The sequence below is a fragment of the Streptomyces sp. HUAS 31 genome, assembly GCF_028198125.1.
Classification (GTDB): domain Bacteria; phylum Actinomycetota; class Actinomycetes; order Streptomycetales; family Streptomycetaceae; genus Streptomyces; species Streptomyces chartreusis.
Genome location: NZ_CP116353.1, coordinates 3,471,422 through 3,494,658, shown reverse-complemented (window position 1 = coordinate 3,494,658; position 23,237 = coordinate 3,471,422). Strand labels below are relative to the sequence as shown.

The window sequence follows — 23,237 nt, the reverse complement described above, 5'->3', positions numbered from 1 at the left end:
TCGAACTGTGGAGAGTCATGCCTTTCATCTCGCCCGACGACGGCTACATGACCCTGTTCAACCTATTCGACACTGAGGACCGGGAAAAGCAGAACCTGGTGCTGGAGGCCATGCGGGACATCGTCGACAACGCCGATTACCCGGGCTGGATATCCTCCACCGTGCACGCCGGCCAGGACACCCCCGGCACCGCCAACTACATTCAGTGGCGCAGCGCCGAGGACCTCAAGGCGCGCTACCAGGGGGAGAAGTTCCGGACGAAGACCGTGCCGGAGTTCCACCGGCTCGCCACCACCGTGCAGCTCATCCAGACCGAGTCGGTCTTCGCCCAGCGGCACCCCTCGCTCGGGGACGCAGCGGAGATCTCCACGGAGCGCGACGACTACACCGTGATCTTCGTGCTGCGCTGCGAGCCGGAGAACCAGAAGGCCCTCGTCGACGCCATCGCCAAGCCCGACGAGTGGCTGCTGACGGTCCCCGGCTACCGCTCCCACGCCTACTTCCGCGCCCTCGACGGCACGGCCGTCGTCAACTACGCGCAGTGGGACGACAAGCAGTCCTACGACGCCTTCCACACGCTGCCCGACGAGCAGCGGCCGCTCGACGTCCAGAAGGGCCGGGTGCGCGCCCGCTCCCTGGCCACCTCCCGCTGGGCGAACACCTTCCGCGTGTGGCACTCGCGCTCCGCCGCCAGCTGACCAGGACCGGAGAGGCCACAGCCATGCGCTACCTGTTCACCACCATCCCGGGGGCCTCGCACATGCTGCCCCTGGTCCCGCTGGCCCACGCCGCCCTCGCCGCCGGCCACGACGTGCTCGTCGCCGCGAACGGCTCGGCGCGGACCACGGCGGCCTCGGCCGGGCTGCACACCGTCGCCACCGACGACGGCCGGTCGGTACGGCCGTACGACGATCTCGTCCGCCGGTTCACCGAGACCGACGTGAGCTGGAACCTCACCCCGGGTGAGGTGATCGAGCATGTCGCCGGGGTCTTCGCCGAGGTCGCCGGCGGCATGGCCGACGGCCTGGTCGACATCGCGCGGACCTGGAAGGCCGACGCCGTCGTCTACTGCCCGCCCGCCGTCGCCGGACTGCTCGCCGCCCGCGCCGCCGGTATACCCGCCGTCCTGCACGGCATCGGCACCCGCCGGCCGACCTTCCGCCCCGCCCTGAACCGCCTCGCCCCGGTCGCCGAGCGCCTCGGCGCGCCCGCCCTGGACGAGGCCGAGGTGGAGATCGACCTCAGCCCGCCCTCCCTGGAGACCATCCACCAGGACTCCCCGCACCAGGGCGGCGCCCGCCACACCCTGCCGATGCGGTACGCCCCCTACACCGGCGGCGCCGAACTGCCCGACTGGGCGCTCAGGCGCGGCGACAAGCCCCGGATCGCCGTCACGCTCGGCTCCCTGCGCGTCTTCTACAGCGACGGCGCCCATCTGCGCGACATCCTCAAGGGCACCGAGGAACTCGACGTCGAGGTCGTCCTCACCACCAGCGGCGCCGAACTGACCGCGCTGCCCTCGCCGTTGCCCGACCATGTGCGCACGGTGGACTGGATGCCGCTGCGCGCGCTCCTCGCCACCTGCGACGCGATCGTGCACCACGGCGGCATGGGCACCATGTACGCCGCCTTCGACGCCGGCGTGCCCCAGCTCGGCGTGCCCATGGCCCACGACGACGGCTGGGCCAACGCCCAGGTCCCGGTGGCCCGCGGTGCCGGACTGATGCTGGAGGGCCGCAAGGCCACGGGCGGCGACATCGCCGCCGCCCTGCGCGACCTGCTCGGCGAGCCGGGCTACCGCGGGGCGAGCGAGGAGGTCGCCGCCGAGATGCGCGCCATGCCGACGCCCGCCGATGTCGTACGGGAGCTTCCCGGACTGCTGGGGGCGGCGTCATGAGGATGCTGGTGACCGGGGGAGCCGGGTTCATCGGCTCCCACTACGTGCGCTCGCTGCTCGCGGGCGCCTACGACGAGGGCCGGGGCACCGCCGTCACGGTCCTCGACAAGCTGACCTACGCCGGCAACCGGGCCAACCTGCCCGCCGACGACCCGCGGCTGACGTTCGTCCACGGCGACGTCTGCGACCGGGAACTGCTTCTCGACCTGCTGCCGGGCCACGACGCCGTCGTCCACTTCGCCGCCGAGTCCCATGTCGACCGGTCGGTCACCGGAGCCGGCGAATTCGTCCGCACGAACGCGCTCGGCACCCAGACCGTGCTGGACGCGGCACTGGAGACCGGTGTGGAGCGGGTCGTGCACGTCTCCACCGACGAGGTGTACGGCTCCATCGAGCAGGGCTCCTGGACCGAGGAGTGGCCGCTGCTGCCCAACTCCCCGTACGCGGCGTCCAAGGCGAGCTCCGACCTCGTCGCCCGCTCCTACTGGCGCACCCACGGCCTCGACGTGTCGGTGACCCGCTGCTCCAACAACTACGGGCCCTACCAGCACCCCGAGAAGCTGATCCCGCTCTTCGTCACCAACCTGCTCCAGGGCATCGAGGTCCCGGTCTACGGCGACGGCCGCAACCGGCGCGAGTGGCTGCACGTCGACGACCACTGCCGGGCCATCCACCTGGTCCTGATGCGGGGCGGCGCCGGCGAGATCTACAACGTCGGCAGCGGCGACGAACTGACCAACCTCGCCCTGACCGAGCGGATCCTCGCGCTGTGCGGCGCCGACCGCTCGATGATCCGGCACGTCACCGACCGCAAGGGACACGACCTGCGGTACGCCCTCGACGACTCCAAGATCCGCGAGGAGCTCGGCTGGGCACCCCGGACCGGCTTCGAGGACGGGCTGGCCGCGACGGTCGCCTGGTACCGCGACAACCCGCAGTGGTGGCGGCCCGTCCGGGACGCCGCGCGCCCCACGGCCGCCGCCTGACGGCCGGTCACCCCACAGGCACTGCACACCACCAAGGACAGGGAGGGGACGTTCGTGGACGCGGACGTGATCATCGTCGGCGCCGGGCCGACCGGGCTGATGCTGGCCGGTGAGCTCCGGCTCGCCGGGGCACGGGTCGTCGTGGCGGAGCTGCTCGACGAGCCCACGGGGCAGTCGCGCGGCCTGGGCTTCACGGCCCGCGCCATGGAGGCCTTCGACCAGCGCGGCCTGCTGCCGAGGTTCGGCGGCCTGCAGACCAGCCCGCTCGGCCATTTCGGCGGCGTGCAGTTCGACTACACCGTGCTGGAGGACGCCCACTTCGGCGCCCGCGGCGTACCCCAGTCGCAGACCGAGGCGGTCCTGGAGCAGTGGGCCGGCGAGCTGGGAGCGGACATCCGGCGCGGCTCGGCGCTCACCGACCTGACCGACCACGGCGACCGGGTCGAGGTCACCCTCGCGGGCACCGGGGGCGAGCAGCGGCTCACCGCCGGCTGGCTGGTCGGCTGCGACGGCGGGCACAGCGTCGTCCGCAGGGCGGCCGGGTTCGACTTCCCCGGGACCCCGGCCACCCGCGAGATGTACCTCGCCGACGTCGTCGGCTGCTCGCTGAAGCCCCGTTTCCTCGGCGAGAAGCTGCCCGAGGGCATGGTGATGGCCGCGCCGCTCGCCGAGGGCGTGGACCGCATCATCGTCTGCCCGCACGGCACCCCGCCCCGCGACCGCACCGACCGGACCGTCACCTTCGCCGAGGTCGCCGAAGCCTGGCGGACCATCACCGGCGAGGACATCTCGCACGGAAGCGCCGAGTGGGTCAGCTCCTTCACCGACGCCACCCGCCAGGCCACCGAGTACCGGCGCGGCCGGGTGCTGCTCGCGGGCGACGCCGCGCACATCCACCTCCCGGCCGGCGGACAGGGCCTGAGCACCGGGGTGCAGGACGCCGTCAACCTGGGCTGGAAGCTCGCCGCCGAGGTGGCCGGCCGGGCACCCGAGGGCCTGCTCGACACCTACCACGCCGAACGTCACCCGGTCGGCGAGCGCCTGCTGAGCAACACCCGCGCCCAGGGCATGGTCTTCCTCGGCGGCGAGGAGGCCGACCCGCTGCGCGAACTCCTCACCGAACTCATGGCGTACGACGACGTCAAACGCCATCTGGCGGGCTCGGTCAGCCACCTCGACCTCCGCTACGACCTCGGCGCCGGCAGCCACCCCCTGCTGGGCCGCCGGCTGCCGCCCCGCGCGCTGCGCACCGCCGCCGGCGCCACCACGACCACGGCCGAACTGCTGCACGCGGCGCAGGGCGTGCTGCTGGACCTCGCCGACGACGCCGAGGTCCGCGCCATGGCCGAGGGCTGGAAGGACCGCGTGGTCACGGTGACCGCGACCCTCGACGCCGCCGAGAGGCGCACCGACCCGTTCGCCGGCGCCGCCGCCGTCCTCGTGCGGCCCGACGGGTACGTCGCCTGGACCTCCGCCGACGGCGAGCGGGCGACGGACGCGCTGGAGCGCTGGTTCGGCCCGGCGGCCCCCGGACGCTGACACCCGCCGCGGCCCGTCCCCACCCAACGGAGGAAACCCCCATGGCTGTACGCCTGTTCACCTCGGAGTCCGTCACCGAGGGCCACCCCGACAAGATCGCCGACCAGATCAGCGACACCGTCCTGGACGCGCTGCTGCGCCAGGACCCGACCTCCCGCGTCGCCGTCGAGACCCTCATCACCACCGGGCTCGTGCACATCGCGGGCGAGGTGACGACCAAGGCGTACGCGCCCATCGCCCAGCTGGTCCGCGAGAAGGTCCTGGAGATCGGCTACGACTCCTCGCAGAAGGGCTTCGACGGCGCTTCCTGCGGAGTGTCCGTCTCGATCGGCGCCCAGTCCCCGGACATCGCCCAAGGCGTCGACACCGGCGGCGCGGGCGACCAGGGCCTGATGTTCGGCTACGCCACGGACGAGACGCCGACGCTGATGCCGCTGCCGATCTTCCTGGCGCACCGCCTGTCCAAGCGCCTGACCGAGGTCCGCAGGAACGGCACCGTCCCCTACCTGCGCCCGGACGGCAAGACGCAGGTCACCATCGAGTACGACGGCGACCGAGCCGTACGCCTCGACACGGTCGTCGTCTCCTCGCAGCACGCGAGCGACATCGACCTCGACACCCTTCTCGCGCCCGACATCCGCGAGTTCGTGGTCGAGCCGGAGCTCAAGGCCCTCCTCGACGAGGGCATCAAGCTGGACACCGAGAACTACCGCCTCCTGGTCAACCCCACCGGCCGTTTCGAGATCGGCGGTCCGATGGGTGACGCGGGCCTGACCGGCCGGAAGATCATCATCGACACCTACGGCGGCATGGCCCGGCACGGCGGCGGTGCCTTCTCCGGCAAGGACCCGTCCAAGGTGGACCGTTCGGCGGCGTACGCGATGCGCTGGGTCGCCAAGAACGTCGTAGCGGCCGGTCTGGCCGCCCGCTGCGAGGTCCAGGTGGCGTACGCGATCGGCAGGGCCGAACCGGTGGGCCTGTTCGTCGAGACCTTCGGGACCGAGAAGGTCGGCGTGGCGAGGATCCAGGCCGCCATCACCGAGGTCTTCGACCTGCGTCCGGCCGCGATCATCCGGGACCTCGACCTGCTGCGCCCGATCTACGCCAAGACGGCCGCCTACGGCCACTTCGGCCGCGAGCTGCCGGAGTTCACCTGGGAGCGGACCGACCGGGTCGAGGCGCTGCGGAAGGCGGCCGGGGCCTGATGCGCATCGCCGTCACGGGCTCCATCGCCACCGACCATCTGCTGTCCTTCCCGGGCCGGTTCACCGAGCAGTTCGTCGCCGACCGGCTGGACCGGGTCTCCCTGTCCTTCCTCGCGGACAGCCTGGAGGTGCGCCGCGGGGGAGTGGCCGCCAACATCGCCCTCGGCCTGGCCCGGCTCGGACTGGATCCGGTGCTGGTGGGCGCGGCCGGCGCCGACTTCGCGGAGTACGCGGCCTGGCTGCGCGCGAACGGAGTCGCCACGGACGCCGTACTGGTCAGCGAGACCCTGCACACCGCCCGCTTCGTGTGCACCACCGACCTCGACCACAACCAGATCGCCACGTTCTACGCCGGCGCCATGGCGGAGGCCTCCCGCATCGGCCTCGCCGACGTCGCCGAACGCACCGGACGCCCGGACCTGGTCGTCGTCGGCCCCAACGATCCCGAAGCCATGCTCCGGCACACCGACGAGTGCCGGCAGCAGGGCATCCCGTTCGCCGCCGACCCCTCCCAGCAGCTGGCCCGGCTCACCACCGAGCAGGTACGCCGACTCGTGGACGGGGCACGGCTGCTGTTCACCAACGAGTACGAGGCCGCCCTCCTCCTGGAGCGCACCGGCTGGACCGAGGACGAGGTGCTGGAGCGCACCGGCGGCTGGCTCGTCACCCGTGGCGCCGACGGCGTCGACATCGCCCGCGCCGGCCGGGAGCGGCTGCACGTCGACGCCGTACCGACCGACCGGGCCGTCGACCCGACCGGCGTCGGCGACGCGTTCCGCGCCGGATTCCTCGCCGGGACCGCCCGCGGGCTGGCGCCCGAGCCGGCCGCCCGGCTCGGCTGCGCGCTGGCCACCGTCGTGCTGGAGACCGTCGGCACCCAGGAGTACGTGCTGACCGGGGCCGATCTGCTCCGCCGTATCGAAGCCGCCCACGGCCCGGCCGCCGCCCGGGAGACCGGGCCCGGCCTCGGCCCCGACCGAACCCCGAGCAACTTCAAGCAGGAGGCGATCGCGTGACCACCCGAGTCTGGGACTATCTGCCGGAGTACGCAGTCGAGAAGGACGACATCCTGGACGCCGTAGCGAAGGTGTTCGGGTCCGGTCAGCTGGTGCTCGGCGAGAGCGTCAAGGGCTTCGAGGCCGAGTTCGCCGCCTACCACGGGCTGCCGTACGCCACCGGCGTCGACAACGGCACCAACGCCCTCAAGCTCGCCCTGGAGGCGCTGGGCGTCGGCCCCGGCGACGAGGTCATCACGGTGTCCAACACGGCCGCGCCGACCGTCGTCGCCATCGTCGGCGCCGGGGCCACGCCGGTGTTCGTGGACGTCCGCGAGGACGACTTCCTCATCGACACCGAGCAGGTCGAGGCCGCCATCACGCCCCGCACCAAAGTGCTGCTGCCGGTCCACCTGTACGGCCAGAGCGTCGACATGGAACCGCTGAGGCGCATCGCCGACAAGCACGGGCTGAAGATCCTGGAGGACTGCGCCCAGTCGCACGGCGCCCGCCACCACGGCCGGCTCACCGGCACCATGGGCGACGCGGCGGCCTTCTCCTTCTACCCCACCAAGGTCCTCGGCGCCTACGGCGACGGCGGCGCCGTCGTCACCGCCGACGAGACGACCGACCGGGCCATGAAGCAGCTGCGCTACTACGGCATGGACAAGGTCTACTACGTGGTGCGCACGCCGGGCCACAACTCCCGCCTGGACGAGGTGCAGGCGGAGATCCTGCGCCGCAAGCTGACCCGTCTCGACGCCTACGTCGCCGGCCGCAACGCCGTCGCCCGCCGCTACGAGGAGCAGCTCGCCGACGTCACCGGCCCCGGCGGACTGCTGCTGCCCGCCACCAACCCCGGCAACACGCACGTCTACTACGTGTACGTCGTCCGGCACCCGAAGCGGGACGCGATCATCGAGGCGCTCAAGGCGTACGACATCCACCTCAACATCAGCTATCCGTGGCCGGTGCACACCATGTCCGGCTTCGAGCACCTGGGCCGGCCCGAGGGCTCCCTGCCGGTCACGGAGAAGCTGGCCGGGGAGATCTTCTCGCTGCCGATGTACCCGTCCCTGTCCGAGGGGCTCCAGGACAAGGTCATCGGCGCGCTGCGGGAGGTGCTCGCGCGTGTCTGAGGCAGCCGGGCCCACGGGCATCTACGACGCGGGCGACATCTACGACGCGATCTACAACGGGCGCGGCAAGGACTACCGCGCCGAGTCCGCCGTCGTCGCCAAGCACATCCGCTCCCGCTTCCCGGCCGCCGCGTCCCTGCTGGACGTCGGCTGCGGCACCGGCGGCCATCTCACGCACTTCGCCGAGGAGTTCGGCGAGGTGCGCGGCATCGACCTGGCCGACGGCATGCTCGACGTCGCCCGCCGCAACCACCCCGGCATCCCCGTCGAGCGCGGCGACATGCGCACCTTCCGGCTGCGGCGCCGGTTCGACGCCGTCGCCTGCCTCTTCGCGGCCGTCGGCAACCTCACCGGCGAGGACGAACTGCGCTCCACCCTGCGCACGTTCGCGCACCACCTCGCCCCGGGCGGCGTCGCCGTCCTCGAACCCTGGTGGTTCCCGGAGAACTTCACCCCGGACCACGTCGGCGGCAGCGTCGTCACCCACGGCGGCATGACCGTCGCCCGGGTCTCCCACACCGTTCTGCACGACACGGGCGACGCCAGCCGCATGGACGTGCACTACCTGGTCGCGAAGCCGGGCCAGGACGTCCGGCACTTCGACGACACCCATGTCATGGCCCTCTACAGCAGGGCCCAGTACGAGGCCGCCTTCACCGAGGCCGGGTTCACGGTCGAGTACGTCACCGGTGAGTACCCCGGCAACGGCCTCTTCGTCGGCGTCAAGCCTCTCAACCAGGAAGGCGAGTGAGCGCCGTGCAGGTGCACAAGCTCGGCATCGAGGGTGCCTTCGAGTTCACGCCCCCGGTGTACAAGGACGACCGGGGCCTGTTCTCCTCCCCGTACCAGGAGGCCGCGTTCACCGAGGCGACCGGCCGCCCGCTGTTCCCCGTCAAGGACATCAGCCACAACCTCTCCGCCCGCGGCGTGCTGCGCGGCATCCACTACACCGCCACCCCTCCCGGCCGCGCCAAGTACGTCTACTGCCCCTACGGTCGCGTCCAGGACTTCCTGATCGACCTGCGGGTCGGCTCGCCCACCTTCGGGCAGTGGGAGGCCACCGAGATCGGCGGCGACGACTGCCGCGCCCTGTACATCCCCGTCGGCGTCGGCCACGCCTTCCTGTCGCTGGCCGACGACTCGATGGTCGTCTACGTCATGTCCGAGGGCTACGTCCCCGAGAACGAGCGCGCCGTCAGCCCCTTCGACCCCGAGCTCGGCCTGCCGCTCCCGGCCGAGCTCACGGCCGCCCAGTCGCAGCGCGACCTGAGCGCGCCCACTCTCGCCGAGGCCCGCGAGCGGGGCCTGCTGCCCACGTACGAGGCCTGCCGGGAAGTGGAGGCACAGCTGTGGCCGTGAACCCCCCGCTCGTGGTCCTGCTCGGCGCCACCGGCTTCGTCGGCTCGGCGGTGCTGCGCGAACTCGCCCGCCGCCCGCTGCGGATCCGCGCCGTCTCCCGCCGCCCCGCGCCCGTCCCCGCCGGCGCCCGCGCCGACGTCGAGGTGCGTGCCGTCGACCTCGCCGAGCCGGGCGCCGTCGCCGAGGCCGTCGCCGGTGCCGACGTGGTGATCCACACCGTGCTGTACAGCGCCGGCGCCACCACCTGGCGCGTCGAGGACGGCGACACCGCCGCCGAACGCGTCAACGTCGGCCTGGTCCGCGACCTCGTCGAGGCCCTGCGCGACGCCCGCACCGCCGACGGGTCCCCGGTCACCGTGCTGTGGGCGGGCGCCGCCTCGCAGGCCGGACCGCTGGACAAGGAGGTCCTCGACGGCACCGAGACCGACCGGCCCAAGGGCGAGTACGACCGGCAGAAGCTCGCCGCCGAACGGCTGCTGCTCGCCGCCGACGCCGAGGGCGTGCTGCGCGGCGCCGCGATCCGGCTGCCCACCGTCTTCGGCTACGGCCCCGACTCCACCGCCCGCGACAAGGGCGTCGTCACCTTCATGACGCGCCGCGCCCTGTCCGGGGAGTCCATCACCATGTGGCACGACGGCACGGTCCGCCGCGACCTGCTCTACGTCGAGGACGTGGCCCGCGCCTTCGCCGCCGCCGTCGACCACCCGGACGCGCTCGCCGGCCGGCACTGGCTGCTCGGCACCGGCCGCGGCGAACCCCTCGGCGAGGTCTTCCGCACGGTCGCCGCCCTCGTCGCCGGGCAGACCGGCAAGCCGGCCGTGCCGGTGGTGTCCGTGCCGCCGCCCGCGCACGCGGAGCCCGGCGACTTCCGCAGCGTCACCATCGACGCCTCGGCGTTCTCCGCCGCCACCGGCTGGAGTGCCGTGACGGAGCTGGACGAGGCGCTCGCCCGCACCGTCGCGTTCGTCGTCTCCGGCGGCGAGGAGGCCCTGTCGTGACCGCACCCGTCGCCCCCTCACTGCGCTCCCGCGCCGCCGAGGACCTGGCCGCCCGCCTGGCCCGCTCGGCCGCAGCCACCGGCGCCGGGCACGCCCTGCGCACCGCCGACGTCGACGAGTGGCTCGCCGGCCGGGCCCGCGCCCACCGCTTCCGGGTGGAGCGGCGCCCGCTCGGCGCCCTGGACGGCTGGTCCTTCGCCGAGGGCACCGGCAACCTGGTCCACCACACCGGGAAGTTCTTCAGCGTCGAAGGGCTGCACGTCACCCTGAGCGAGGGCTCGGTGCGCTCCTGGCAGCAGCCCATCATCCGGCAGCCCGAGGTCGGCATCCTCGGCATCCTCGCCAAGGAGTTCGACGGCGTCCTGCACTTCCTGATGCAGGCCAAGATGGAGCCCGGCAACCGCAACGTCCTCCAGCTCTCGCCGACCGTGCAGGCCACCCGCAGCAACTACTCCACCGTGCACCGCGGTTCGCGGGTGAAGTACCTGGAGTACTTCGCCGGGGCGGACCGGGCCCTGGTCCACGCGGACGTGCTCCAGTCCGAGCACGGCTCCTGGTTCTACCGCAAGGCCAACCGCAACATGCTCGTCGAGGCCGGCCCGGACACCGACGTCCCCCTCGACGACGACTTCTGCTGGCTCACCCTCGGACAGCTCGGCGAACTGCTGCGCCGCGACAACCTCGTCAACATGGACGCCCGTACCGTCATCGCCTGCTTCCCGCCGGTGCACACCTCCGAGGGCGCCCTGCTCAGCGACGCCGAACTGCAGTCCTGGTTCACCGTCGAACGCTCCCGGCACGATGTGGACATGCGGCGCATCCCGCTGGACCAGGTCGAGGGCTGGCACCGCGGCGACGACGTGGTCGAACGGTCCGACGGCCGTTACTTCCGGGTCGTCGGCGTCCGCGTCGAGGCCGGCAACCGCGAGGTCACCGGCTGGGACCAGCCGCTGTTCGAGCCCACCGGCACCGGCGTCACCGCGTTCCTGTACCGGCGCATCGGCGGCGTACCGCACCTGCTGGTCAACGCCAAGGTGGAGGCCGGGTTCCTGGACACCGTGGAACTCGCGCCGACCGTGCAGGCCAACCCCGGCAACTGGGAGCACCTGCCGCCCGCCGACCGCCCGCCGTTCCTGGACCTGGCGCTCGACGCCCCCGCCGACCGCGTCCGGTACGCGGCGATCCACTCAGAGGAGGGCGGCAGGTTCCTCAACGCCGAGAGCCGCTACCTCTTCATCGAGACCGACGACACCGAGACCCCGCTGGATCCGCCCGCCGGCTACCAGTGGGCGACCCCGGGCCAGCTGGGCGCGCTCACCGCCCACGGGCACTACGTCAACGTCCAGGCCCGCACCCTGCTGTCCTGCATCGACGCCGGCGCGGTGGAGCTGTGACGCAGCTCGGGTGCGACACCGCCCCCGCCACCACCTCAGGCATCCGCCCGATCACCCTCGACGCCGCCGGACTCACCCTGTCCGCGCTGCTCGCCGAACCCGCGCACGGCACCCCGCGCGCCACCGTCGTCGCCCTGCACGGCGGTGGCATGAGCGCCGGCTACTTCGACGGCCGCTCCCACCCGGGCCAGTCCCTGCTCGGCCTCGGCGCCCGGCTCGGCTACACCGTCGTCGCCGTCGACCGGCCCGGCTACGGCGCCTCCGCGGGCGCCCTGCCGGACGGCCAGCGCCTCGCCGAGCAGGCGGACGCCCTGCACGCCGCCCTCGACGACCTCGCCCTTCGCCACGACACCGGCGCCGGAGTGTTCCTGCTCGCCCACTCCTACGGCGGCAAACTCGCCCTCACCGCGGCCGCCGGGGAGCGCGGTGGCGCCCTGCTCGGCCTGGACGTCTCCGGCCTCGGCCACCGCTACGCCGTAACCCCGCGCGAACTGCCCGACGAACGCGGCCACGGGCACTTCAGCCGCAACTGGGGCAAGCTGCGCCTGTATCCGCCGGGCACCTTCCGCGACAGCGACACCCTGGTCGCCCCCATGCCCGCGCGGGAGCGGGAGGAGGCGCCGCGCTGGCCGGAGGCGTTCGCGTCGCTGGCCGCGCGGATCCGGGTCCCGGTGCGGCTCACCTTCGCCGAGTACGAGGCTTGGTGGCGGCACGACGACGACACCCTCGCGGCGCTGCGGGCGGAGTTCGGCGGCGCGCCGCGCGTGGTGGTCGACCGGCTGCCCGGCGCCGGGCACAACATCAGCCTCGGCTGGGCCGCCCGCTCCTACCATCTGCGCGCCCTCGGCTTCCTGGAGGAGTGTCTCGCCCAGCGCGAGTGCGCCCCGACCGGACGCTGACCCGCGGTGCCCACCATGTTCGGCATGACACTCCCCAGCGGCCTCCGCTCCCTGTCCGTGCGCAACTTCCGCCTCTTCGCGGCCGGCCAGCTCGTCTCGGTGGCGGGCACCTGGATGATGGTCGTGGCGCAGGACTGGCTGGTGCTGTCCCTGACCGGTGACTCCGCCTCGGCGCTCGCGACCGTGACGGCGCTCCAGTTCACGCCGCTGATGCTGTTCACCCTGTACGGCGGCCGGCTCGCCGACCGGCACGACAAGCGACGCCTGCTGATGTGGGCCAACACCGCCTCCGCCGCGCTGGCCCTGAGCCTGGCGCTGCTCGACCTGACCGGCGCGGCCCGCCTTTGGCACGTCTACCTTTTCGCGCTCGCCCTCGGCACCGTCAACGCCGTCGAGGTACCCGCCCGGATGGCCTTCGTCAGCGAACTCGTCGGCGCGGAGCTGCTGCCCAACGCCTCCTCGCTGAGCGCCGCGTACTTCAACGTCGCCCGGGTCGCCGGTCCCGCCCTGGCGGGGCTGCTGATCGGGGCGTCCGGCACCGGCTGGGTGATGCTGCTGAACGCGGTGAGCTACGCGGGGACCGTGGTGGGGCTGCGCCTGATGCGGACGTCCGAGCTGCACCGCTCGGGGCGGTCGGCCGTCAAGGGCGGGGTGGCCGACGGGCTGCGGTACGTCACGACCCGCCCGGACCTGCTGCTGCCCGTCGCGCTGATCGCCGTCGTCGGACTGTTCGGCCTCAACTTCCAGCTGCTGCTGCCCCTGCTCGCCAAGACCGTGTTCCACGCCGACGCCGCCTCCTTCGGGCTGCTCACCACGGCGTTCGCGGCCGGCTCGCTGCTCGCCGCGCTGGTCGGCACGGGACGCCGCTCCCGCCCGCCGGCCCGTACGGTCGTGCTCTCCGCGCTCGCCTTCGGCGTCCTGGAGACGACGGCCGCGTGGGCCCCCGGCTTCACCTCGGCGCTGTTCCTGCTGGCCCTGACCGGCTTCGCCTCCCTGTACTTCGCCCAGGCCGCCAACCACCGCATCCAGCTGGGCAGCGACCCCGACTACCGGGGCCGGGTGATGGCCCTCTACACCCTGATCCTCCAGGGCTCCACCCCCTTGGGCGCCCTCCTCATCGGCTGGCTCGCCCAGCAACTGGGGGCACGCGCGGGCCTGCTGGCGGGCGGCCTGGTGTCGGTGGGGGCGGCGGTTGTGGCCCTGGTCGTGGAGCGGCGGGGGAGCGGCGAGGACGACCCCCTGGCACAGGAGCCGCCGTCCCGCGAACCCAGGCACTCCACCAGAGGCGGTACGACATGACACCCCGGCCCGCCACCACGGCACCGGCCCTGCGCGCCCTGCGGTCGGACGCCCCCCGAGAGCTCCACCTGTGGGCCCTGCGCCCGCCCACCGAGGAACCGCCGTCCATGAGCGAGCTGGACTCGGAGGAGCGCCGCCGGGCCGCCGGTTTCCTGCGGGCGGACGCGCGGCTGGTCTATCTGCACGCGCACATCGCGCTGCGCCGGCTGCTGTCGGCGTACACCGGCATCGCCCCCGCCCTGCTCCGGCTGCGCAGGGCCCCCTGCCCCTACTGCGGAGGCCCGCACGGCCGTCCCGTCCTGCCGGGCCCGCTGCACTTCTCCCTGTCCCACAGCTACGGCCTCGTCCTGTTCGGCGTGGCCGCGAGTCCCGTCGGCGTGGACGTGCAACGGGTGCCGGACGCACCGACGGTGGAGCTGTGCCTGCCCCGGCTGCACCCGGCGGAGCGCCGCGAGGTGCTGGGCGCGCCCGAGGACCGGCGGCCGAGGGTCTTCGCGGAGCTGTGGAGCCGCAAGGAGGCGTACCTCAAGGGCCTCGGGACCGGACTCGGCCACGGCATCGGCGGCCACTACCTCGGGGTCCACTCGAACGCCGGAGGCCACCGCGCACCTGACGGCTGGCTCGTGGCCGGCCTGCACGGCTGCCCCGATCACGTGTCCGCGCTCGCGGTCGAGGCGACGACCGCCCACCGCGCCGTACTCCACGAACTCCCGGACCGGATCGCCGAGTTGCCGAGGCCGGCGGCCGCCGAGGCGATCGCCGCCGCCGAGCCGGTCCTGTCCATGGCCCTGCCCGCGCCGCCCGTACCGACAGCGACACCGACACACGAGGAGTGAGTGACATGGGGGAGACCACCACCACGCCCGGCCGCGTCGAGGAACTCGGCCGCATCAAGGAACAGGCCCGCGAGGGCCCCGATCCGAAGGCCACCGAGCGCCAGCACACCAAGGGCAAGCTGACCGCTCGCGAACGCATCGGGCTCCTGCTGGACAAGGGCAGCTTCACCGAGGTCGAACCGCTGCGCCGGCATCGCGCCGTGGGCTTCGGGCTGGAGGCCAAACGGCCGTACACGGACGGGGTGGTGACCGGGTGGGGCACCGTCGACGGCCGTACCGTCTTCGTCTACGCCCATGACTTCCGCATCTTCGGCGGCGCCCTCGGCGAGGCCCACGCGCAGAAGATCCACAAGCTGATGGACATGGCCCTGTCCGCCGGGGCGCCGCTGGTGTCCCTCAACGACGGGGCCGGCGCCCGGATCCAGGAGGGCGTGTCCGCGCTCGCCGGATACGGCGGGATCTTCCGCCGCAACACCAGGGCCTCCGGTGTGATCCCGCAGATCTCGGTCATGCTCGGCCCCTGCGCGGGCGGCGCCGCCTATTCGCCCGCGCTGACCGACTTCGTCTTCGCCGTACGGGACATCTCCCAGATGTTCATCACCGGCCCCGACGTGGTCCAGACGGTCACCGGCGAGCAGGTCACGCAGAACGAGCTCGGCGGCGCCGATGTGCACGGCGGGGTCTCCGGTGTCGCGCACTTCGTCTACGACGACGAGGAGACCTGCCTCGCCGAGGTGCGCTACCTGCTGTCCCTGCTGCCCGCCAACAACCGCGAACTGCCGCCGACGGTGCGCGGCGCCGACCCGGTGGACCGCGCCGGGGACACCCTGCTCGAGACGGTCCCGGCGGACGGCAACCGCTCCTACGACATCCGCGCGGTCATCGAGGAACTCGTCGACGACGGCGAGTACATGGAGGTGCACGCGGCCTGGGCGACCAACCTGGTGTGCGCGCTGGCCCGGCTGGACGGCCATGTCGTCGGCATCGTCGCCAACCAGCCCGCCTCGATGGCCGGTGTGCTGGACATCAGGGCGAGCGAGAAGGGCGCGCGGTTCGTACAGTTCTGCGACTCCTTCAACATCCCGCTGGTCACCCTGGTCGACGTGCCCGGTTTCCTGCCGGGCGTCGACCAGGAGCACGACGGCATCATCCGGCGCGGCGCCAAGCTGCTGTACGCGTACTGCAACGCCACCGTCCCGCGCGTCTCGGTGGTGCTGCGCAAGGCGTACGGCGGCGCCTACATCGTCATGGACTCCCGGTCCATCGGCGCGGACATCGCGCTTGCCTGGCCCACCAACGAGATCGCGGTGATGGGCGCCGAGGGCGCGGCGGGCGTCGTCTTCCGCCGGGAGATCGCCGCGGCCGAGGACCCCGAGGCGATGCGCCGCCGGAAGATCGAGGAGTACCGCACCGAGCTGGTCCACCCCTACTACGCCGCCGAACGCGGCCTGGTCGACGACGTGATCGACCCCCGCGAGACCCGCTCGGTGCTCTGCCGGGCCATCGCCATGCTGGCCGGCAAGGACGCCGACCTGCCCCGCCGCAAGCACGGAAACCCGCCGCAGTGACAGGGGACGCGACCATGACGCCCACCCAGTTGTTCCGCGTGGAGAAGGGCAGCCCCGGCCCCGAGGAGCTGGCCGCGCTCACCGCGGTCCTGCTCTCCCGTACGGCCGCCCTGGGCGCCGAGCCCGACGACCTCTCCCGCCGCCACCGCGCCGTCGCCCGCTGGCGGCGCCTGGAACGCGACCGGGGCTTCACCGGCCCGCGCGGCTGGCGCGGCACCGGCCACTGAACCGAGAGACCACCCGAGAAGAGGAGCAGCCATGACCACGCCTGACGAGCTGGCGCAGCTCGGCGCCCAGGTCCGTACCCTCACCGACCGCGCCGCGATCACCGAGGTGTGCGACCGCTACGTCCACCACCTGGACGCCAACCGGCACGACGACACCTGGTTCGACTCGGTGTTCACCGCCGACGTCCATCTCACGTTCCCCTTCGGCGAGTTCAAGGGCTTCGAGGGGCTCGCGGGCTTCCAGCAGATGGCCCGTACCACCTTCGAGCGCACCCACCACCTCGCCGGGAACTACACGATCGAACTCCACCCCGGGGGCGACGAGGACGCGGCGCGGGTGCGTGCCCATCTGATGGCCGTGCATGTGCGCCGGCCGGATGAGCCCGCCGCCCACTTCGACATCGGCGGGCACTACGAGGCCGAGCTGACCCGCACCCCGGCGGGCTGGCGCATCCGCCGGTTCACCTTCGACCTGGTGTGGAACGCGGGGCAGGGCCCGAACTCCGGGCACTGAGCGCTCAGCCGCCGTCCCGGGGCAGATAGCCGTACAGGAAGGCGTGGACGCCGGCCGCCGCGATGTCGTGCGTCTCGGCGTCGGTCAGCGCGTCCACGCCCGCCTGGCCGCGGCCCCAGGTGTTGGTGACGAGCACGACGAAGTGCTGGGCGGCGAGTTCGGAGTCCTGCACGCGCAGCAGGCCGCTCTCGGCGAGCCGGGCCATCCGGGCGGCGAGCGTGCGCTGCACCCGCAGCGGGCCGGCCTTCTGCCAGGCGTCGTGCAGGTCGCCGGGGAAGTTCTCGCCCTCGGCGTTGATCCGGGCGACGATCGCGAAGTGGTCGGTGAACTCCGGGCGCGGCCGCACCCAGTCCATGGCGAGCGACACCAGGTCGGCCTCCAGGCCGGCCGCGCTCGACGTACGGCCCAGACATCGCTCGATCATCGCCTCGTGGGCGGCGGCGACCTGCTCCGAGCTCTCGATGAGCACCGTGGAGAACAGCTGTTCCTTGTTCTCGAAGTGGTTGTAGATCGTGCGCGTGGACACCGACGCCTCGGTGGCGATCATGTCGATGCTGGCGCCCTGGTAGCCGACCCGGCCGAACACCTTCCGGGAGGCGTCCAGGATGGCCCGCCGCTTCTCCGGGAACCCCTTGCGCGGCCTGCTCCGCCCGCTGTCTGCACTGGTCATGCGGCACCTCCTGGTCGATTACAACGACCACTTTACACAGTGCAATGCACGTTGTACTTTACCTTCATGAGCGCATCGCAGAAGCTCGACCGGGCAGGGGTGCCGTCCGGCGCCGGATCCCCCGATTCCGAGGGCCGCGTCAGGGCCGCGCTGACCCTCGGGTCCGTGCTCCTCGGCTATCTGATCGTCCCGATGGCGATGTCCGGCACGAGCGTCGCGCTCCCGCGCATCGCCGCCGACCTCGGCGGCAGCGGCGGCGCCCTGCAGTGGGTGGTCACCGGGTACTTCCTCGCCGCGTCCTGCCTGATGCTCGTCGCGGGCTCGCTCGGCGACCTCTTCGGACGCCGGCGGATCTTCGCCGTCGGGGCGGTGCTCTACGTCGCCAGCACCGCGGCCGCCGCCTTCGCCCCGCACATCCTGGTCCTCGACGCCGCCCGGACCCTGTCCGGCGTGGGCGCGGCCGGCGTGATGGCCGGCGGCGGCGCGATCCTCGGCAGCAGCTTCGAGGGGCCCGCCCGCACCCGCGCCTTCGCCATGGTCGGCACCACGGTCGGCGTCGGCCTCGCCTTCGGCCCGACCTTCGCGGGCTGGCTGGTCAGCGCCCTCGACTGGCGCGCGATGTTCGGCGCCTTCGCCGGCGTCGGCCTCCTGCTCGTGATCGGCACGCTGTTCCTGAAGGAGTCCGCCGCCGAGCACCGCCCCAGGTTCGATCTGCCGGGCACCATCGCCTTCGTCCTCGGCATCATCGGCCTGATGTACGGCACCAACCAGGTGGCGTCGGCGGGCTGGACCAGCCCCAGGGTGCTCGGCTTCCTGGGCGCGGGAGCGCTGATGCTCGTGGTCTTCGTCGCCCTGGAACGGCGTACCGAACACCCGGTCCTGGACCTGGCGCTGCTGCGCGGCGGCCCCTTCACCGGCTGGCTGCTGGCCGCCCTGACCACGGCCGTCGGCACCGTCGGCGTCCTGGTCTACCTGCCGACCTACCTCCAGGGCGCCGGCGACTTCTCCGCCGGCGACGCGGGCACCCTGATGCTGGCGATGACCCTGCCGGTCCTGGCGGTGCCCCCACTCGCCGGAAAGCTGGTCAACCAGGGCGTGTCCGCCCGGCTCCTCATCACCCTCGCCATCGCCCTGATCGCCGCCGGCAACGCCTGGATGACCGTGCTCGCCCCGGGCTCGGGCGCCGTACAGCTCATCGGCCCGCTGCTGCTGATCGGCGTCGGCAACGGCCTGGCCGCCGCGCTGATCGACGCCCAGGCCATGGAGCACGTCGCCCCCGACCGCATCGGCATGGCCTCCGGACTGCTCAACACCGCCCGCGGCGGCGCCAACGCGCTCGTCCTCGCGGTCTTCGGCGCCGCCCTGATCAGCCTGATGCAGTCCGAGGTCGGCGGCCGCGAGCAGGCAGGACGGGTGGCCGCGGGCGACCTCGGCGGCGAGTCCCACGCCTTCCTCGCCGAGCAGTACACCGACGCCTGGCACCTCGTGCTGTGGACGGTGGCCGGCCTGTGCGCGCTGTCCGGCCTGGTCGTCAACCGCCTCGTAGCCGGCACCGCCGCCGGCACGGACAAGGGGTGAGCGGGATGCGTACGACAATTCCGACCGCGCCGATGGGCGCCACCGGCCTCGTCGCCCCGGTCCAGGGACTCGGCTGCATGCGGATGACCGAACCGGCCACGGCGACCGGCCCGTCCGCGGCCGCCACCGTCATCAACCGCGCGCTCGACCTCGGCGCCACGATGATCGACACCTCCGACATGTACGGCCGCGGCCGCAACGAGGAGATGGTCGGCCGGGCCGTGCGCCACCGGCGCGACGAGGTGGTGCTGTGCACCCGCTTCGGCGTCGTCTTCGGCCCCGGCGACAGCTGGTCGATGCGCGGCGACGCCCCCTTCGTACGGGCGTCCTGCGAGGCCAGCCTGAAGCGGCTCGGCACCGACGTCATCGACCTGTACTACCTCGCCCGTCCGCATGTGAACGTGCCGCTGGAGGAGACCATCGGCGCCATGGCCGGCCTGGTCGCCGAGGGCAAGGTGCGCCACATCGGGCTCAGCGAGGTCAGCGGCGCGGAACTGCGCCGCGCCCACGCCGTGCACCCCGTCTCCGCCGTGCAGTCGGAGTGGTCGCTGGGCGCCCGGCGGATCGAGGCGATGGTGGCGGACTGCGTCGAACTCGGCGTCGGCGTCGTGCCGTTCTCACCGAACGGACGCGGACTGCTCAGCGCCCGGGACGACCGCTCGGCACAGCTCGCCCGGACCTTCCCGGGCCGCGAGGACCTGCCGGGCGTCCTGCGCGACATCGCCGCCGGGCACGGTGTACGTCCCGGTCAGATCGCCCTGGCCTGGGTCCACCACAGGGCCCGGGTCTGGGGGATCCCCGTCACCCCGATCCCCGGCACCCGGCGCCTGGACCACCTTCAGGAGAACGTCGCCGCCGCGGGCATCGCTCTCACCGACACCGAACTGGCCCGGCTCGACGCGGTGTCCCCGGCGGGAGCGTGAGTTCCCGGCGGAGCGTGAGTTCCCGGCGGGAGCGGAAGCCGCCGCCACCACCCGGTCACCCCCCTCTCATCCCTTCTCACCTCTTATGTGAAGCACTTGATGAAGGAGCACCTCAGCATGTCCACGAACACCCTGAAGCTCGCCGTCATCCTCGGCTCGGTCCGTGAGGGCCGGTTCGGCGAGGTCGTGACGCACTGGTTCGCCGGCCTGGCCAAGGAGCACAGCGCTTTCGACGTCGAGGTCATCGACCTCTCCGAGACCGAGCTGCCGCTCTCCCTGCCGGCGACGCCGCCCGCCATGGCGACCGAGGAGGTGCGCCCGGCCGAGATGCTCCCGCTCTCCGCGAAGCTGGCGGCGGCCGACGCGTTCGTCGTGGTCACCCCCGAGTACAACCACAGCTTCCCGGCCTCCCTGAAGGCCCTTATCGACTGGCACTTCACCGAGTGGCAGGCCAAGCCGGTCGGCTTCGTCTCCTACGGCGCCCAGAGCGGCGGCCTGCGCGCCGTCGAGCAGCTGCGCCAGGTCTTCGCCGAGATGCACGCCGTCACCATCCGCGACGGGCTGGCCTTCCCGTTCTACTGGGAGGCGTTCGGCGAGGACGGCGCCCCGCGTGACGCCGAGGGCACCAACGGCGCCCTGAAGGTGATGCTCGACGAGCTCGCCTGGTGGGGCAACGCGCTGCACGAGGCCCGCGCCAAGTCCCCGTACAACCCCGAGGCCTGACGCGGCGAGGGCGGGGGCAGGCCGGTCCGGCCCCCGCCCCCTCCCATTCCCCCCGCCCGTCCCCTCCGCTCACCCCTCCCACTCCCCGGAGAAGTCATGTACATCGCATACATAGTGCTCGCCGTGATCGTGTCGTTCCTGCTGGTGTTCTCCGGCCGCAGCATGCTGGTCAAGGACAAGGACATCGTGGAGACGCTGACCCGGCTCGGCGTGCCGAGCAGCTGGTACACGATGCTGGCGCTGCTGAAGTTCGCCGGTGCCGCGGGCCTGCTGATCGGCATCTTCTACCGGCCGCTGGGCATCGCCGCCGCCATCGGCGTGGTGCTCTTCTTCATCGGCGCGGTCATCTCCCACCTGCGGGTGAAGGACGTCAAGGGCGTTCCGGTGCCCTTCGTGCTGGTGCTGGTGTCGGCCGCCCCGCTGGTACTGGGCCTCGCCACGCTGTGACGGCGCGCGCCGCACGCGCGCCCGCCCCTCGGCCCGTACGGACGCCCCGTACGGGCCGATCGCCCTTGCCCGCGCCCAGCGTCCACCAGGGAGCAGCATGACGACGACCCTGCGCAGCAGCACGACGACGACCCTGCGCGAGGTGCTCGCCCGCGACCTCGCGGCCGGCACGCCCACGTTCTCCTTCGAGTTCTTCGCCCCGAAGACCGAGTCCGGCACCCGCGGCCTGTGGGACGCCGTACGCCGGATCGAGCCGCTGTCACCCACCTTCGTGTCGGTCACCTACGGGGCGGGAGGCTCCTCGAAGGACCGCACGGTCGAGGTGACACGGCGGCTCGCGACCCACACCACGCTGCGGCCGGTCGCCCATCTGACGGCCGTGGACCACAGCGTGGCCGAACTGCGCCACATCATCGGCCAGTACGCCGACGCCGGGGTACGGGACGTCCTCGTCCTGCGCGGAGACCCGCCCGGCGACCCGAACGGCCCCTGGATCCCGCACCCCGAGGGCTTCACCCACGCCCATGAACTCGTCGCCCTGGTAAAGGACATCAGCGACTTCAGCATCGGGGTGGCGGCATTCCCCGAACGACACCCGCGCTCACCGGACTGGGAGAGCGACATCGGGCACTTCGTCGCCAAGTGCCGGGCCGGCGCGGACTACGCGATCACGCAGATGTTCTTCGACGCCGAGGACTACCTGCGCCTGCGGGACCGGGTGACGGCGGCCGGCTGCACGACGCCGATCATCCCGGAGATCATGCCGGCCACCGACGTACGCCAGATCCGCCGCTTCGCCCAGCTCAGCAACGCGTCCTTCCCGGCCGACCTGGCGCAACGCCTGGACGACGCCCGCGACGACCCGGCCGAGGGCCACCGCATCGGCGTGGCCCACGCGACCCACATGGCCACCCGCCTGCTGGCCGAGGGCGCCCCGGGCCTGCACTACATCACCCTGAACCGCTCACCGGCGACGTACGAGATCCATCGGAACCTGGGTCTGAGGGGGAGGGCTGTGCGGGCGGCGGCGTAGGGGGAGGGGGCGGCGGTGTCGGCCCCTGCGGGCCGGCCGGCTCGTCGTCCTCCAGTCCGCCGCGCAGGGCGGCGATCACGAAGCCCGTCATGCAGGCGAGGAGGATCAGCGTGATCGGGCCCCAGATCGCCGGCAGCGCCCACATCGGCCAGTCGTTGCCCGACTGCGCCCAGAGCGTCAGCAGGGCCGCCGCGCCGATGGCGACACCGTGCCACCGCACCACGGTCGCCGCAGCGGCGTGACGCCGGTTGCCCCGCGCGAGAAGGGCCCACAGCCCGCCCGCGACGGCGGCCAGCCCGCCGGGGACGCAGGCGAGCGCGCCGCCCAGCCGGTCCGCGGGCCACCCCACCGGGCCGGCGGAGGTCTGCTGCCGTCGCCCGTCGGCGTCCCGTACCTCCACGACCCGCCCGTGCCAGATCACTCCGACGACCTCGTCGTCCGGCTCCATCCCGGAGAGCACCGGACCGGTCTGCCGAAACGTCACGTCCCAGGTCTTGCCCGAGGGCAGCACCAGCAGGGCTTCCGGTGACTTCTTCCGTTCCCGCCGGTTCGTATCGGCGCTGCGGACGGTGAATTCCTGTTCCCAGAGGCAGGCGGAGGCAGTGACGGGGACGGACGCGCACTTGGACGCCACCCGATACTCCCGCTCCCGCTCAAGCGCCCCGCGAACCTGGAGGGCCGAGGCGATCCCGACCCCGAGCGCGACGACCCCGACCAACAGCCACACCAGGCTCCGCCCCACCGCCCGGACCTCCCCCTGAACAGCAAAAACGCCCTCCCGAAGGAGGGCGGAGACTGGGCGCCCCCGGCAGGACTCGAACCTGCGGCCAAGCGCTTAGAAGGGCCATGGTCACTGCTCTTGTCCTGGCCTCCTGACCTGCACGCATGCCGCTAATGGTGACGCCCAAGTGGCCAACTTCGACACGTATTCGACACGGGCTTCGTTGGCGGACGACCAGGCCGGCAAGGTAGTGGGCCAGGCAGGCGGCGGCATCGCGTCGAAGGGTG

24 protein-coding genes are annotated in these 23,237 nt (G+C 72.7%); 22 read left to right on the top strand and 2 right to left on the bottom strand.

The features are described from left to right. Window positions 1–17: 17 nt before the first annotated feature. Genes PGH47_RS15380 through PGH47_RS15300 form a run of 17 tightly spaced genes read left to right on the top strand, consistent with a single transcriptional unit; the run spans window position 18 to window position 16,855 of the window. Window positions 18–698, top strand: a complete 681-nt coding sequence (locus PGH47_RS15380; protein WP_107905477.1) for an antibiotic biosynthesis monooxygenase family protein — start codon at window positions 18–20, stop codon at window positions 696–698. Next, window positions 671–1,897 (top strand): nucleotide disphospho-sugar-binding domain-containing protein, encoded by a 1,227-nt coding sequence (locus PGH47_RS15375; protein ID WP_271663910.1) that lies wholly within the window; start codon window positions 671–673, stop codon window positions 1,895–1,897. The genes PGH47_RS15380 and PGH47_RS15375 overlap by 28 nt, the downstream gene beginning before the upstream one ends. Next, entirely contained in the window at window positions 1,894–2,883 is a 990-nt protein-coding gene (rfbB, locus tag PGH47_RS15370) for a dTDP-glucose 4,6-dehydratase (protein ID WP_271663909.1), read from the top strand. Before PGH47_RS15375 ends, rfbB begins: the two co-directional genes overlap by 4 nt. Before the next feature lie 54 nt (window positions 2,884–2,937). Next, complete coding sequence (locus tag PGH47_RS15365) at window positions 2,938–4,422, top strand: FAD-dependent monooxygenase (protein WP_271663908.1); 1,485 nt, start codon at window positions 2,938–2,940, stop codon at window positions 4,420–4,422. A 41-nt stretch (window positions 4,423–4,463) separates the two neighbouring features. Further along, window positions 4,464–5,627 (top strand): methionine adenosyltransferase, encoded by a 1,164-nt coding sequence (gene metK / locus PGH47_RS15360; protein WP_271663907.1) that lies wholly within the window; start codon window positions 4,464–4,466, stop codon window positions 5,625–5,627. Next, window positions 5,627–6,643 carry a carbohydrate kinase family protein gene (locus PGH47_RS15355; protein WP_271663906.1) on the top strand — a complete coding sequence of 339 codons (1,017 nt, stop codon included), beginning with the start codon at window positions 5,627–5,629 and terminating at the stop codon, window positions 6,641–6,643. The genes metK and PGH47_RS15355 overlap by 1 nt, the downstream gene beginning before the upstream one ends. Then, window positions 6,640–7,761, top strand: coding sequence for a DegT/DnrJ/EryC1/StrS family aminotransferase (locus PGH47_RS15350; RefSeq protein ID WP_271663905.1), 1,122 nt, complete (start codon window positions 6,640–6,642; stop codon window positions 7,759–7,761). The genes PGH47_RS15355 and PGH47_RS15350 overlap by 4 nt, the downstream gene beginning before the upstream one ends. Beyond that, window positions 7,754–8,512, top strand: coding sequence for a class I SAM-dependent methyltransferase (locus PGH47_RS15345; RefSeq protein ID WP_271663904.1), 759 nt, complete (start codon window positions 7,754–7,756; stop codon window positions 8,510–8,512). The genes PGH47_RS15350 and PGH47_RS15345 overlap by 8 nt, the downstream gene beginning before the upstream one ends. Beyond that, on the top strand, window positions 8,509–9,120 hold the full coding sequence (locus PGH47_RS15340) for a dTDP-4-dehydrorhamnose 3,5-epimerase family protein (protein ID WP_333938038.1): 612 nt from the start codon (window positions 8,509–8,511) through the stop codon (window positions 9,118–9,120). Before PGH47_RS15345 ends, PGH47_RS15340 begins: the two co-directional genes overlap by 4 nt. Continuing rightward, a complete protein-coding gene (locus PGH47_RS15335; RefSeq protein ID WP_271663903.1) occupies window positions 9,111–10,118 on the top strand; it encodes an NAD-dependent epimerase/dehydratase in 1,008 nt (335 codons plus the stop codon). Before PGH47_RS15340 ends, PGH47_RS15335 begins: the two co-directional genes overlap by 10 nt. Then, complete coding sequence (locus PGH47_RS15330; protein WP_271663902.1) at window positions 10,115–11,512, top strand: NDP-hexose 2,3-dehydratase family protein; 1,398 nt, start codon at window positions 10,115–10,117, stop codon at window positions 11,510–11,512. The genes PGH47_RS15335 and PGH47_RS15330 overlap by 4 nt, the downstream gene beginning before the upstream one ends. Before the next feature lie 41 nt (window positions 11,513–11,553). Continuing rightward, window positions 11,554–12,411, top strand: coding sequence for an alpha/beta fold hydrolase (locus PGH47_RS15325; protein WP_271668065.1), 858 nt, complete (start codon window positions 11,554–11,556; stop codon window positions 12,409–12,411). Window positions 12,412–12,426: 15 nt separating this feature from the next. Beyond that, complete coding sequence (locus PGH47_RS15320; RefSeq protein WP_376056009.1) at window positions 12,427–13,710, top strand: MFS transporter; 1,284 nt, start codon at window positions 12,427–12,429, stop codon at window positions 13,708–13,710. Then, a complete protein-coding gene (locus PGH47_RS15315; protein WP_271663900.1) occupies window positions 13,707–14,546 on the top strand; it encodes a 4'-phosphopantetheinyl transferase family protein in 840 nt (279 codons plus the stop codon). The genes PGH47_RS15320 and PGH47_RS15315 overlap by 4 nt, the downstream gene beginning before the upstream one ends. A 5-nt stretch (window positions 14,547–14,551) precedes the next feature. Continuing rightward, a complete protein-coding gene (locus PGH47_RS15310) occupies window positions 14,552–16,114 on the top strand; it encodes an acyl-CoA carboxylase subunit beta (protein ID WP_271663899.1) in 1,563 nt (520 codons plus the stop codon). 14 nt (window positions 16,115–16,128) lie between these two features. After that, window positions 16,129–16,341, top strand: coding sequence for an acyl-CoA carboxylase subunit epsilon (locus PGH47_RS15305; RefSeq protein ID WP_030954389.1), 213 nt, complete (start codon window positions 16,129–16,131; stop codon window positions 16,339–16,341). A 31-nt stretch (window positions 16,342–16,372) separates the two neighbouring features. Then, window positions 16,373–16,855 (top strand): nuclear transport factor 2 family protein, encoded by a 483-nt coding sequence (locus PGH47_RS15300; protein ID WP_271663898.1) that lies wholly within the window; start codon window positions 16,373–16,375, stop codon window positions 16,853–16,855. Window positions 16,856–16,859: 4 nt separating this feature from the next. Here PGH47_RS15300 and PGH47_RS15295 read toward each other — a convergent pair whose 3' ends face one another. Then, on the bottom strand, window positions 16,860–17,525 hold the full coding sequence (locus PGH47_RS15295) for a TetR/AcrR family transcriptional regulator (protein WP_271663897.1): 666 nt from the start codon (window positions 17,523–17,525) through the stop codon (window positions 16,860–16,862). A 66-nt stretch (window positions 17,526–17,591) separates the two neighbouring features. On the opposite strand from PGH47_RS15295, the gene PGH47_RS15290 reads away from it, so the two are divergent. From PGH47_RS15290 to metF, 5 genes are all read left to right on the top strand, one after another. Beyond that, complete coding sequence (locus PGH47_RS15290) at window positions 17,592–19,103, top strand: MFS transporter (protein WP_271663896.1); 1,512 nt, start codon at window positions 17,592–17,594, stop codon at window positions 19,101–19,103. 5 nt (window positions 19,104–19,108) lie between these two features. Further along, window positions 19,109–20,026, top strand: a complete 918-nt coding sequence (locus tag PGH47_RS15285; protein ID WP_271663895.1) for an aldo/keto reductase — start codon at window positions 19,109–19,111, stop codon at window positions 20,024–20,026. A 117-nt stretch (window positions 20,027–20,143) separates the two neighbouring features. Further along, window positions 20,144–20,749 carry an NADPH-dependent FMN reductase gene (locus tag PGH47_RS15280; RefSeq protein ID WP_107906211.1) on the top strand — a complete coding sequence of 202 codons (606 nt, stop codon included), beginning with the start codon at window positions 20,144–20,146 and terminating at the stop codon, window positions 20,747–20,749. A 96-nt stretch (window positions 20,750–20,845) separates the two neighbouring features. Beyond that, window positions 20,846–21,196, top strand: coding sequence for a DoxX family protein (locus tag PGH47_RS15275; RefSeq protein ID WP_107905463.1), 351 nt, complete (start codon window positions 20,846–20,848; stop codon window positions 21,194–21,196). A gap of 97 nt (window positions 21,197–21,293) precedes the next feature. Then, window positions 21,294–22,229, top strand: coding sequence for a methylenetetrahydrofolate reductase [NAD(P)H] (metF, locus tag PGH47_RS15270; RefSeq protein WP_271663894.1), 936 nt, complete (start codon window positions 21,294–21,296; stop codon window positions 22,227–22,229). Here the strand turns inward: metF and PGH47_RS15265 are convergent. Then, window positions 22,147–22,971, bottom strand: coding sequence for a hypothetical protein (locus PGH47_RS15265; protein ID WP_271663893.1), 825 nt, complete (start codon window positions 22,969–22,971; stop codon window positions 22,147–22,149). The two genes, metF and PGH47_RS15265, sit on opposite strands and share 83 nt — an antisense overlap. Window positions 22,972–23,237: the final 266 nt, after the last annotated feature.